The sequence below is a fragment of the Salinimicrobium marinum genome, assembly GCF_014651535.1.
GTDB lineage: Bacteria > Bacteroidota > Bacteroidia > Flavobacteriales > Flavobacteriaceae > Salinimicrobium > Salinimicrobium marinum.
In genome coordinates this window covers 217,306-230,176 of the sequence record NZ_BMXB01000001.1, presented here as the reverse complement: position 1 = coordinate 230,176, position 12,871 = coordinate 217,306, and the positions used below count along the sequence as shown (strand labels likewise).

Genomic DNA, 12,871 nt, shown 5'->3' with positions numbered 1-12,871 from the left:
TTTTCACAAGGGGTTAAGGACGTTAAATTTTAAAGCTTCAGAAAAATCAGGCGCTGATAGTCAGTCTTTTAAAAATTAATAATCGTAATACCAGTTAAAGATATCTGTCCTTATTCCGAAGTTGAGCCAGTAAGTAGTATTATCAAACGTAGTTGGAGTATTTATCGTGGGGCTGAAATTTCTGTAAATAAAGCTTCCGTAGATCTTAAGATTGGTAGTTGGATTTATAATATATCCCGCTTCAGTTTCCGCAAAAAAGGAGTTGGTGGTATTTCCCTGCCCAATCTCCACCCTTGTTTCAAAGGCCCGGTCATATTCACTGGTATAAATATCCCCACCGTAGGCTGCATTATCTTCGGGAGTATTAAAATCAAATCCGCGTTTCCCGTAGACCATTTTTAAATGTCCGTAATAGCGCTCATATTTATAACGGGAAATAGCAACCAATTCCCGAAAATTAGCACCCCATAAATGAGCCATGGATTGATTGTTATGGCCATAATTCAAGGTAATGGTGTTATGGGAATAAGTATATGGCCGCACCTGATTGTATTCGACCTGCAAATACAGGTTTTCTACATTGAAGGCATCGAAATATTTCACCCCCAACTGAAACCCTAGTTTATTCTTCCAGCTGCCTTCCCCACCAAAAATATCTCCCGAAGAAAATTCATCAATAAGAAACTGGGTATATAAATTGAGATCATCATTCCACTTGTATTTTCCGGTGAGGCCGATGATTGCGTTACCCGCCCGTGCCCCTGTAGAAAACTCGATTGCACGGTAAAAGATCACCGGATTAAGGTAGTTAAGATCGAAGCCCCGATTATTATCATTTTCCCACATCACCGATTCGAAAAATCCGAGGTTAAGACGTTTGGTAACATTATAGCTCAGAAAATGGTTGGCCATATATTTTGTCCTGAAAGAACCTTCTCCCGTGACCTCTGCCCGCACATCCCGTAATGACATCCAGGTATTGGTGTATTTGATCTTCCAGAATTTGGTGTTCAATTTAAAATACGGATACGGAGTTGCATTGTCACTCATTAGCAAAGACCTGTATCCATCCCCTATGAAGTTTTTTCCATGCCCAAACTGAAGATTGAAAAACTTCCCCGGGCTATAGGACAAATAACCTTCAGCAACCGGATAATCATAGGCCTGCCCCATAAATTCCTTCGCTATACCTCTCCCAGGAATGGTGGCAGGCTCTCGATTTTCGGGACCAATAGATTCTGCAAACCGATTGTAATAATCTGCAAACCTCCCCTGATTTTCGTATAACACTGTGTAGAAGTTGAAATTCTTGCCCAATCCTCCCTGAAGAATAGCTGCACGTGTATTGTTATAGGTCACCTCCAGGTCACTTTCAAAATCTTTACCCAATTGCAGGTCTACACCAAAATCTGCCGCAAACCAGTAATTTTCCCCCTGAAAAGTCACCAAATGCTCATTCCATAATTTGCGACCAAACCAGGAAGTTTTTGGCTTATAAAGCTTTTCTTCTTCAGCTTCAAAGTCATAGTAAGGCTGCACCTCATTATAGAGAAAAGGTTTGGAGGATGTATGGAAATTTGTTCCAACCCGGTTCACTTCAGCGTCAAACCTGCTGTAGAGTTCGTGAGACAGCGGAATATTTAGTTCACTTGAAGCTCTTTTATTATCGTACCCAAGAGAGACGATCTGGTCATATTCATTGGCAATATCCTGCGATAGATCATTTTCCGGAATAACAGGCTCTGTAGCCTCCACAACAACTACCTCCTCACCAAAATCTTCCCCTTGAGAAAAATTGAGATCAAGAGGAATCTTAACACCCATCCTGAACTGCATATCGACAGCCCGGCCATTATAAGTTGCCGGAGAAACAGGAGGCAACGCAGTAAAAATCCTTCTAAGTTCCTTCTCCAGCTGCGGATAATCTGCATCTATAAAATTAACTGCAAAAGAACCATTATTAGCAACCTCGAAAAGAACCAGGATTTCCCCCTGATACCCCGCATTAATAAATTTTTCAGGAAGCTGAAATTGTTCAGCTATTTTTACTTTTAGCGTAGATTTAAAACACTGCTCTTCATCATCAAAACTTTTATTTTCACATTCAGGAAAGATGGGGAATCTTTCAGAATCTCCGAAATTAGTTTGTGAATAACCGCTAAAAATCATCAGGAAAAACAGGAGGCTGAAATACTTCATCCGGTAGAATACCAATTGGTTTAGTCTGGCCGAAAGATACATTTTTTTCAAGAAGTGGATAGCATTTGGTATGTTTTTCAGAGATCACAACATTTAGCCCCAAATAGAAACATCCCGCACACGTGCGGGATGCTTTCTATTGTATAAGAAGGCTTTAGTTCTGCACTCTAAACGTAATAGGCAGGGAATAAAGCACTCCAACCGCTTTGCCTCCCTGCCTCCCCGGCTGCATTTCAGGCAGGGAACCGGCCACACGAATTGCTTCGGCTTCGAGCTTTGGGTGAGGGCCCCGAGCACCCACGATAGACACAGAACCATCTGGCTCAATTTTAAATTGCACATAAATCCTGTGGATCCCGGAAAGGCCCAATTCACCGCCAAGGGTAGTGTCAAACTTCCTGTTCACAAAATCATTTATTTTCCGGCTCATGCATTCCTTTCGCTCATCATTAGTATCAAAATCTTCACACCCAGGAAAAACCGGTACCTCTTCTACACTTATAAAGGAATAATCCTCTATTTTCTCTTCCGGCTCCTCTTCCACAATATCCTCGATTTCGATGATCTCCCCGGGATCTGCTTCGGTAGAATTAATTGCAGTTTCGACTACATCTTCATCATCGTCGGCAACATTAACATCCTCAATGATGTCCCTTGGTGGTGGCGGTGGCGTGACTTCTTTCATAATAGTAACTGGAACTTCTTCCTCCGTAAATTCATCCAGATGGACTTTTGATGATACTACCGACTCGTTGCCATAGGTTTTCCACTCTATAGCGAGTAAGGCTAAAAAAAGAATGAGGATAAGCCCTACCTGAAAGAAAAGAATACTTTTTCTTCTAAGATCTGCCTGCTTGTTTTTCTTGCATTCCATAATCACATATTTAAAGGTTAATTTTCTTAAAAATTAAACCCCGAACCTGGTCAGGATTCCGGATGTATGGAAGGTTAGTAGTCTCTCCTGCACAATCAATATGCCACAGCAGCATTTTTATTAAATTATTTAAGAATAATCAGATTAATACTTAAAATACAGGCATCAATTAACCACAAGTATAAATTATATGCTTAATCAACACTATTCCTGAACCTATTTCAGAAGCTTAGAACATTCGCAGCTGGACAAAAAAAATCCCGCACAAAGTGCGGGATCCATATATTATAGTAAAATTATTCTTAGTCCTGAACCCTGAAGGTAATAGGTAGAGAGTAAAGTACCCCTACTGCCTGACCTCTTTGTTTACCGGGCTGCATTTTTGGAAGTTGGTTTACTACCCTTTCTGCTTCCTGCTGAAGTCTTGGGTGTGGTGCACGTGCTCCAAGAACAGTAATGTTTCCGTTCTTCTCAATTCTGAACTGAACATAGATCCTGTTGATCCCAGAAAGACCTAATTCACTTCCAAGTTCTGTATTAAACCTACGGTTCACAAATTCAGTAATTTTTTCACTCATACAAGCTTTACGCTCATCGTTGTTTCTTTTACTCTCACAACCCGGAAAGATGGGCACATCTTCAATTACAGCGAAAGGAACATCCCCAATTTCTTCTTCTTCTTCAACTTCCACAACTTCTTCTACCTCAACGATCTCCTCTTGATTTGTTTCAGTAGATTCAATGATGGTTTCTTCAACTTCCTCTTCATCTTCCACAACTTCAATCACTTCGGGAGCCGGTGGTGGTGGTGGAGGTGGTGGTGGTGTATTCTGAAGCTCTGTAATAGGCACATCCTCCTCTTCAAAGTCTTCCATATTTACCATCCCGGTATCAATAGCTTCCCTGTCATAGGTCTTCCACTCTATCGCCACATATGTTAAAGCAAGCATCAAGATCATTCCAACCTGGAAGAACAAGACACTTCTTCTTGACATGTCAGCTTTTGGGTTTTTCTTCGGTTCCATAATTCCGTTTTAGTTATAGGGTGGCTAAAATAATTAATTTTTTATTAAAAATGAATTTATCTTAGCTTTTAACCCAATTAGATTATTCTTTAATAGATATACTGCTAGTCCTGCGAGTATTGCCCCCACACTGTTTGCAAAAATATCATAGATATCGAGTTGACGATAATCTGTTAATTCCTTTTGTAAAACCTCAATAAATATACCAAAACCTGTAGTAAATAAACAAACATACACTACAATTTTTATAAAATTCTCATTGTTATAGGTAAAAACGACAAAAAGAAGCCACAATAGCGCCATCCCAAAGTATGCCCCGCCATGCAATAACTTATCGCTCACTCCCATTTCACTTACAGGAGTATCAGCAAGGTTAATGAGGGAAAGATAGGTTATTGCAAGGGTGTAAGCCAGTGCAGGTAATAAAAATAAAAGTTTAGCCCTCAATTACCTTTGTATATTCTTCTGCAGTTAAAAGATCTTCTAATTCTGAAGTGTCCGAAAATTTGATCTTCACCATCCAGCCTTCCCCGTAAGGATCTGTATTTACTTTTTCCGGCTCATCTTCCAGGCTCTCATTAAATTCAATGATCTCTCCTGAAAGTGGAGAAAAAAGATCTGAAACGGTTTTCACTGCCTCTACAGTTCCGAATACCTCTTCCCTGTCAAGAGTTTCATCTACAGTTTCTACTTCAACGTAAACAATATCACCTAATTCACCCTGGGCGAAATCTGTAATACCTACGGTCGCAACATCACCATCAATTTTCACCCATTCGTGATCTTTGGTGTACTTCAAGTCTTGTGGAATATTCATTAGTTAGTTTTTAGATATTAGCAAAGTTAATTTTTTAAAGCTTTCGGTCAAATACCTTTTGTTAATTTCCAAAATTGTATCTCAGGGTCACTCCACTCCTTATTGTTGTTTGCGGGAACGCAGTAGAGATAGCATATTCAGAAAAACTGTGATCGTAATAAACTGCAGCAGTCAGGTTTCTGGAAATGGCATAATCTGCAATAAAATTAATAGCCCAAATATCCTGACCGGCTGTGACCTGGGTATTATCAATATCAAGATACCTTATTATTGTCTCATTGTGCCGGTAAGAAACATCTGCTTTAAAATTCAGGTCACTGCTAAGCACTCGTGTGCGTCCTCCAAATTTTGTGTCGATTTTAAGATCTTTGATCCTGTATCCCAATCCAAGGGTATATTGATTTCCATTGATTTCGGTTAGCAGGTTGTTATCAAAACTAAGGGAGAGCGCCCTGTCCTTCTGAATATCTGCCAAAATCTTTATGGAATTCGTCATTTCCATATCTATCCTCACCAAAGGACTAAACTGTTCGGTTAAGTTCACGTTTGAAAATAACATCTTGTTTATGAAATTCCCATTTTGGTCTTTCTGAAGCGGATTGGCTTCATCATAATTCAGGTTTGTCTGAAACTGATTTATGGTATACCCGGCCTGATACCCATGATTTACAGAAAAACGTTTAAATCGATTTTTAAACCAGGCCAGGCGCATGAATCCTGTGTATTTTATATTCCAGTTTGGCAGGGGAATATTTCTGAAGGCTCCTAAAGAAGTATTATCTGCACTGCTGCCCGAATACGCTGCCAAAAATGCCGGCAACAAAACTCTTTGACTGCTCTTCCCATACCCTACCGGATATCCTTCATTATCGGTGACACTAGGATCTCTTCCTTCCTCCACGGCCAGTCTTTGCGCTATCTCTAGCCTGTTCTGCCTGAACTCCTGGAAAGTTGCTGAAGATTCTGCGGTACTTTGATTGAATGCTGTTTTAATCAATATAGTCGAAACATTAAAGTTTCCATACGTAAGCGGGGTAAGTGGAATATATTCTGAATTTTCTACCCGGAAGTTTTCATTAAAAGTTTCGGAATACATTCTTCCGGCGCTTAGATCAATAGTAAGATCAGGCAGTAGTGCCATATTGGCCTGAAAATTCAGTTGCTTATTCTCCACTTCAGAATATTGCTGATTAAATTCCTGATACAGGGTAAGCCATCCTTTTCGGGCAGCATAGTATCTTACATCCTCCTGACTTCCGAAGGTAAATCCGGGGGTAGGTTGCCAGGTTCCGAGAAAACCAATATTTTGAGTATAACCCGGAAGGAAAATTCCGTTGTTCTCCTGGTAATTTACCTGTACTTTTTTGAGGGAAGTAAGAACTCCAATAAAAGTATTATAAGCTTTATCGCCACCGCTAAGCCTGTTCCCCTGTCCCGCAGCCGGGGCAGCATCAGGTTTCGGCCCGTCAGGATCTAACGTCGGCACACCTTTACTTCTTTCTTCAATGGTATTCCTGTCCCGACCTGGAGCACGTTTGGTTAATCCTACATAGTCGTAGAATGTCTGCATTTCCAGATTGGCATTTATCTGGTGCGCATTCGAGTTCTGAACGGTATTACCGAGATCAGGAATTCCCTCCAGGGTCTGGAATCGCTGTGAGCCCCTGTGCCATTCAAAATTACCGGTATAGGAATAGGTAGCCCTTACAAAATTTAGAGCAGGAATCTTAGCAAAGGGAAGATCATAATTCACCTGCAGGGACTGGAAATGTTGATTTGGCTCCCCCACGTTAAAAAATCCGTCCCAGATCCTGGTGTCGGTATCGGGTCGGTTCTCTTCATCAAGATAATTACGAATGATCCTGTTGGTAGACGAATCAAAATTAAACCTCAGCGACTTGGTTAAATTGTAATTGATGGTGTACTGCCAATCGAACAGGAAGTTACGCTGATATAAAGTGGGGATCCCATTGATGAATCCCGGAGGTACATTAATCTCCCTGAATTTTTGCTCATTGTACTGCCGGAAAATATTTGAACTGGCAGAAATGTTTGTAGGCAAAGGATTAAAATTAAGATCTTTCAGGAGTGCAAAGTAAGCACTGCTATCCAGCACACTTACATTTCTTAATGGTTCAATGGAAACCGGCGCAAAATTATAATCGTAGGTAGCCCCCAGCCGAACATTTTGATCAAAAGATTCTTCGATCTCAAAGTCCCGATGGTCCACCTGGTTGTAACTGGTGGAAACAGTGAAATTCTCAATATCGTAAGGCATTGGCTTACTGTCTTCACCCGTTCTCTCCTTTCGCAAACCAATTACATTGACGCTTTGTCTCTTGGTATAATTTTCTGCCCGTTCCTTTAGATCATCCCTGATTTCGGGCGTGGCCGCATTGTCAAGAAGAGTATTCAATTCCAGATCAAGAAATTCCGGATCATATTTTGGTGTGATCAATTCTTCCCCGCGGCTATAACTCAACGGGATTCTCATTCCCCAGGTTTGTGGCAGTAATTGGCCCATATTAAGATTAGTCACCACATCATATTGCTGAAGATCTTCCCTGCTGCGTTCGTTAGGTCCTTCTTCAAGAGATCCAAATCCTACAGTACTCCTTCTTCCTGTAGCAGAGATATTAGCAAAATCGGCTACATTGGCATCCATATTCACGATCGCAGCCCAGCCGCCTTCGTTATCCAATTCGGTAAGTCTAAGTTCATTAAACCAAACCTCCCCGCACAATTCCCTTGAATTAGAATCGGGAAGACCATTTTTAACTCCCAGCATCAGCATCCTGATATTTCCGAAACTCGGATTTCCTTTTACTCCCACTCTAATCCTGTCCAGTTCATACGGAGTTTGATCTGGGATATTCATTCCTTCTTCATCAAAGAAATTCAGTTCGGTAGATATCAAATTCGGATTTCCTATCACTGCAGCTTTTACCGTTTGAAGTAATTCCAGCGGCAGGTTCAGCCTGTTTTCATCCGGCCAGATTTCAGAAGCAGAAGAAGAGCCATGACGGGTAGGCTTTAACGGAATCTCTATCTGGTAGAAGTTATTCGTAAAATCGGTTCCCATTCTTACAATTGCCACCAGTTCTCCATCCTGCAGGCTGGGACGGTTTACCATGGATTCTGCATGTATGAACATTTCGAGGTTTTTATACTGTCGCATATCCACCTGAAAATTCTTGTAGACTGCCCGTGCATCCTGTGTCTCAAGATCACAAACCCTTACCGACAGAGATTGTTCATTCTGCCTTATACGTGTGTTGTTATTTAGCAACTCTTCCCGGTAAATCCCCGGAGGCAATACGTAAGGCACCGGCTGCCGGTTTTCGTTTTCCTCAATACTTACTGCTGCTACTTCAAAAGTGGTGTTTTCACTGATAGGATCGGACTTATCGGGATCTAATGACTGAGTGTAGCGGCGATAATCGCCCCGCACCAGTTCCATGGTTCCGAAACGCAATAAGGTTCGCTCCCGGAAATCGGTCAAAAACATCCTCATAAACCTGATAGATCGAAAATCCCCAATTCCGCCTTTGGCATCTGCAGGCTCATAAATAGGCACTTTAAACTGTATCCATCTTACCGGCATTTCCTGCCCATTAGGTAAGGTGGTGTTAAATTGTTTTACATCGGTAATGTAATTATTGTTGTCAATTCCCATTCCAGGGAAAACGGGTATTTCATATTCAAAGTAGCTGTCTACCGTATTCATGGTATTGTCCCTGTTGAGATCCTCTACCGTAGGAAGGGTGGTATTCCCCCTGCTATCATTAGAAACATTTGCAGGAGAATTCCCTTCTGTACCGTTATAATTTGAATAGCGTTCCCTGATACCCCCTTCATTTTCAAGAAAATAGGCATAATTATCTGCCGACGGATCTTCCAGACTCGCAAAAGCCGGAAACCTCACTGCTTCCTCATTGTCATCCAATCCATCAAAACCAACATCCTGATTTTCTCTTTCCTGCCCTTCGGTATTAAAAGCATAGATGAGCGACTGGTTGGAAGGTACTTTTCCATAAGCAGTAGAAGAAGTATTTAGCTCCCCACCCGTTGGTGGAAGTCCGTTTTCATATTGTTTTCTTCCGTCTTTCAAAACATCTTCAGAAATATTTCCAAGGTTGAATTTTATTGTCCCGCCATTATTATTAGTATTTTCAGAATAAATAAAAGGATCCATCATCCAGAATTCAATGAATTCCACATTGCTCTGCTCAAAATTGGTGGAGTTCACTGCTCTGGAAATTCCCGCAAAGTTCTGTTCGGGGTTTGGAAGATTGTTTCCTCCCGCCGCAGCAGGATTATAATTGTATGGCCCACGAACTGAAGGACGGTAATCAAGGTCGAGGGTATAAAGCACCTGCGACTGCCCCTGCACCACATCCACATTAGGGAAAATCTCATCCAGAAATACCCGCCTGGTAGCATAACTTGACAAATCTGAATCTGTAACTCCCGAAGGTCTCTGGCTGCTATAGAAAACAGGATCTATACTGTACCACGACAACTTTGCCCGGCGATAACCCACTGCCAGATCTCCGTTAGCCCTTTCTCCACCAAATTCTAGCGGAACACTGGATAATTCCCATCCTAAGGGATTCAAAACAGAAATGGAAGTTTGTGCCGCTTCAAAATCATCAATATACGTGGTGGTTCTTCCTTCAAAATCACTACCTTTAGGAGAACCGGGATCCAGAAATGCCACTTCTCCACGCAATGATAAATTGGAAGGAACATCTGTATCAATATTTGGCAGTTTGTTCACCATCCGGGTAAGAAAGGGAACTTCTGTAGAGTAATTCAGGTTAAACCCATAGATCGAGTTGTTAATAGGCTCATATCCGTAGTTTGCCTTTTGGGTGATAGGCCGTTCATTCAGATTCAAATATGTACCCCCAATCAGAAAATTTTCGGTAAACTGATGCTCCACATGGAACCCTGTAAACCTTTTGGTTTGCTGCCCGAACAACGCATTGTTTTCTGTAGAAACCTGAATTGGAATATTGGAAGCCAGCAAGCTTTCATCAAGGATCTGGACTCGTCCAAACTGATAATTCACCACATAATCTACACCTTCCTGAAGCACTCTTCCTCCTGCAGTCACCGTTACCGAACCCTGCGGAACATTAAAAGCTCCAATAGGAATCCCTTCCACATTGGATGATTTATACCGTCCTTTTAACTGAAATTTATTTTTGTCGGCCTGTAACTGCTCTGCCTGCGTCTTGGTAGTTTCATACATCGCCCGGAATACGTACCGTTCCTGGTTGGCATTATAGGTTTCAGGAATGTTATAATCTTCAGGGCCTCCGTTAGGATTCTGGTCAAGCTTGTTGAACAGGTATTCTCCAAAAGGCTCTACAGAAGTAAAAATGATATTTCCGGCTTCGGGATCTATCGTAAGGCCGGGGACAAAATCAAAAAATCCATCTCCCCCAACAATGGGATCACCGTTGATATTGAGATTATCGAGATTAAAAACCCTCAGCAAAGTAGTCTCTTCCACATCTTCGGGTAAGGGTTCGCCCTCCACTCCCGAGATATAGTTAAGTGGCTGCGGATCTGTATATAAAATATTCATTCTGAAATCATCCCTGTCCAGCTGATATGCACCCAGACTGTAGATGTTTTTCATCATAAGGTCCCATACCGGCTCCTCCACATTGATCACAGAACTTTTAAGAAGTTTAACCACAAGATTCTGATTAACGGCAGCTCCCGAATCCCCGCCACCGGGAGTGGCATCGATCCCATCATTGGCAAATTCTCCTACCTGATATACCTGCCCGTTCACCGTATACTGAAAAGCTACCGCAAGAATTTCATCATTTGTTAATCGCTGATTTAAGGAAATATATCCCAACCGGTTGTTCAACCTGTAATCTGAAGAATTTAACTGCCTTGCGTTCTCCAGCTTCACGTAATCTGTTCCTTCTGAAACCCGCAAACCTCCAAAGCCGCTTTGTACCGTTGCAATATCACGGATGGCAGAATTGAGAACCGATTCTTCGGCACCATTGATACCAAAAGGGTTCAGGTCGTTATTTTTATTATCGGTATATGCACCTGCAGGACTATTAAAAAATCCGGCAGGAGGATTTTCAATTCCGATGTTTCCAGGAACCGGACTCTCCCCTAAATCCTGAATCCCTACAATATTTCTCGCATCGGTTAAGTTTTGAACATTATTAGACCTGTTCGTTACCCACACCTGGATTCGGGTGATCTGTACATTACTGTTTATAAAAGGATAATCTTTTAAAGCTTCATCATAATGGTCCCTGAAGTAATGAGCCAGGAAAAAGTGGCGGTCTTCATCATATTCCAGCGCGAAACGGTCAAACTCCTGCACTGCGGCCCCACCTTCCACATTCACGGTACGTCTTTCAGATTTTTGTTCAGAAAAGACTCCGGTGATGCGGGTTTTTCCGAACTGCAGTTCAGTTTTAAAACCAAAGAGACTTTGGGCCCCCTGAATGAGAGCAGAATTAAGCGGCATGCTAATATTTCCGACTTCGATCTTCCGGATGATATCATCTTCGGTAGGAGTGTATTCCAGCTTTAACTGGTTTTGAAAGTCAAATGTGGACTCGGTGTCGTAATTGGCAGTTACCTGTAATCTTTCCCCCACCTGACCTAAAAGACTCAGCTGAATTCTCTGATCAAAATCGAAGGTAAAGGTACTTCGGTTTCGCGGAGAAAATGCTGGATTATCCCTTTTGGAGTAAAGCACCCCAAGGTCTAAAGCAACAGATCCCTGCGGGATCAATTCAATTTCCCCACCTCCAAAAATGCTTTCAAAGAAATTAGAATCTACATAAAAATTAGGCAACAAATTTCGCTGGTCTTCTTCACTACCCTCTTTTCTGCCCGATAGGGCATCAGATTTTTGCTGAAAATAACGCTGCATCTCTTCCTCCATCACCAGCTGTTCATATTCTTCGGGAGTGAGAATAAGTGGAGTGGAAATATTAAAACTGCCAAGAGTTTCGGTATAAATATACCTGTCCATTACAGGATCATACTCGTAAGAAGACATGATACTGGCAGGTTGCGGCAACTGTAGCCTTCCCAGAGAAGGGCCCCGCAAGGTATCTGTTTGCGTAGTGTCCTGCGGCGTTTCTGTTTCCTGGGCAGCAGCTGAAACAGAAAGAACCAGTACAAATAAAATGCTGAGGGTTCCTGTTAGTGAAAACCTGAATATATGGTTCTGCCTCAAAGGTATTATAGGTTTTTTAATGCAAGCTTAATGAGAGATTCCACCGTAGAATCTGGTGAGTTTTTAATAATCTTATCAATCACTTTCTCAGATTGTTTACGGGTGTACCCCAGTGTTTCTAAAGCTGATAACGCTTCTTCACGACTTGTATTGCTTTGTGGTGTTGAAACTTCATCCAATCCAGACACCTTCATAATCTTATCCTTAAGATCAAGTATAACCCTTTGAGCTGTTTTTGCACCTATCCCCTTGATACCCTGAATTGTAGCAACATCCCCCGAAGCAATTGCTTCCATGATTTGCTGAGGATCTAAAGAAGATAACATGCTACGGGCTGTACTCGCCCCAACTCCTGAAACAGAGATCAATAACCTGAAGATCTCCCGTTCACTTTTCTCCTTGAAACCAAAAAGGGTTTGAGAGTCCTCTTTCACCTGAAGATGCGTGTAAAGATGCACCGCTTCGGAAGCCGGAAGCAGCGAATAAGTATGCAGGGAAATATGAACAAAATATCCCACTCCATTGCAGTCAATGACTACATTCGTCGGGTTTTTTTCAACCAATTTGCCTTTAAGATGGTGGATCATTTAAAAAATAAAGTTAAGAAGCTCAAAAGTAGTAAAATAAACGGGATGACGAAACAGGAATAAACAAGATAAAAGCAGGGAATCCTGCCGTATTTGGCCATAAAAAAACTGTCTAGAAAGCTTTAAAATCGTCCT

At 41.7% G+C, this 12,871-nt stretch carries 7 protein-coding genes; all 7 read right to left on the bottom strand.

What is annotated here, in order from left to right; all coding sequences use genetic code 11:
- Positions 1 to 75: 75 nt before the first annotated feature.
- Complete coding sequence (remB, locus tag IE056_RS01020; protein WP_189602762.1) at positions 76 to 2,199, bottom strand: gliding motility outer membrane protein RemB; 2,124 nt, start codon at positions 2,197 to 2,199, stop codon at positions 76 to 78.
- Between the two features lie 154 nt (positions 2,200 to 2,353).
- Positions 2,354 to 3,073, bottom strand: a complete 720-nt coding sequence (locus IE056_RS01015) for an energy transducer TonB (protein ID WP_189602761.1) — start codon at positions 3,071 to 3,073, stop codon at positions 2,354 to 2,356.
- Between the two features lie 302 nt (positions 3,074 to 3,375).
- Complete coding sequence (locus tag IE056_RS01010) at positions 3,376 to 4,098, bottom strand: energy transducer TonB (RefSeq protein ID WP_189602760.1); 723 nt, start codon at positions 4,096 to 4,098, stop codon at positions 3,376 to 3,378.
- A gap of 33 nt (positions 4,099 to 4,131) precedes the next feature.
- Entirely contained in the window at positions 4,132 to 4,545 is a 414-nt protein-coding gene (locus IE056_RS01005) for a VanZ family protein (protein WP_189602759.1), read from the bottom strand.
- Positions 4,535 to 4,915, bottom strand: coding sequence for a glycine cleavage system protein GcvH (gene gcvH, locus IE056_RS01000; RefSeq protein ID WP_189602758.1), 381 nt, complete (start codon positions 4,913 to 4,915; stop codon positions 4,535 to 4,537). The genes IE056_RS01005 and gcvH overlap by 11 nt, the downstream gene beginning before the upstream one ends.
- Before the next feature lie 61 nt (positions 4,916 to 4,976).
- Entirely contained in the window at positions 4,977 to 12,149 is a 7,173-nt protein-coding gene (sov, locus tag IE056_RS00995) for a T9SS outer membrane translocon Sov/SprA (RefSeq protein WP_189602757.1), read from the bottom strand.
- A 5-nt stretch (positions 12,150 to 12,154) separates the two neighbouring features.
- Positions 12,155 to 12,736 carry a Holliday junction branch migration protein RuvA gene (ruvA, locus tag IE056_RS00990; protein WP_189602756.1) on the bottom strand — a complete coding sequence of 194 codons (582 nt, stop codon included), beginning with the start codon at positions 12,734 to 12,736 and terminating at the stop codon, positions 12,155 to 12,157.
- Between the last annotated feature and the right edge of the window lie 135 nt (positions 12,737 to 12,871).

Excerpts from the sequence above, each read along its gene's own strand:
- remB (WP_189602762.1), bottom strand. The coding sequence starts at position 2,199 with ATGAAGTATTTCAGCCTCCTGTTTTTCCTGATGATTTTTAGCGGTTAT.
- IE056_RS01010 (WP_189602760.1), bottom strand. The coding sequence starts at position 4,098 with ATGGAACCGAAGAAAAACCCAAAAGCTGACATGTCAAGAAGAAGTGTC.
- IE056_RS01015 (WP_189602761.1), bottom strand. The coding sequence starts at position 3,073 with ATGGAATGCAAGAAAAACAAGCAGGCAGATCTTAGAAGAAAAAGTATT.
- ruvA (WP_189602756.1), bottom strand. The coding sequence starts at position 12,736 with ATGATCCACCATCTTAAAGGCAAATTGGTTGAAAAAAACCCGACGAAT.
- gcvH (WP_189602758.1), bottom strand. The coding sequence starts at position 4,915 with ATGAATATTCCACAAGACTTGAAGTACACCAAAGATCACGAATGGGTG.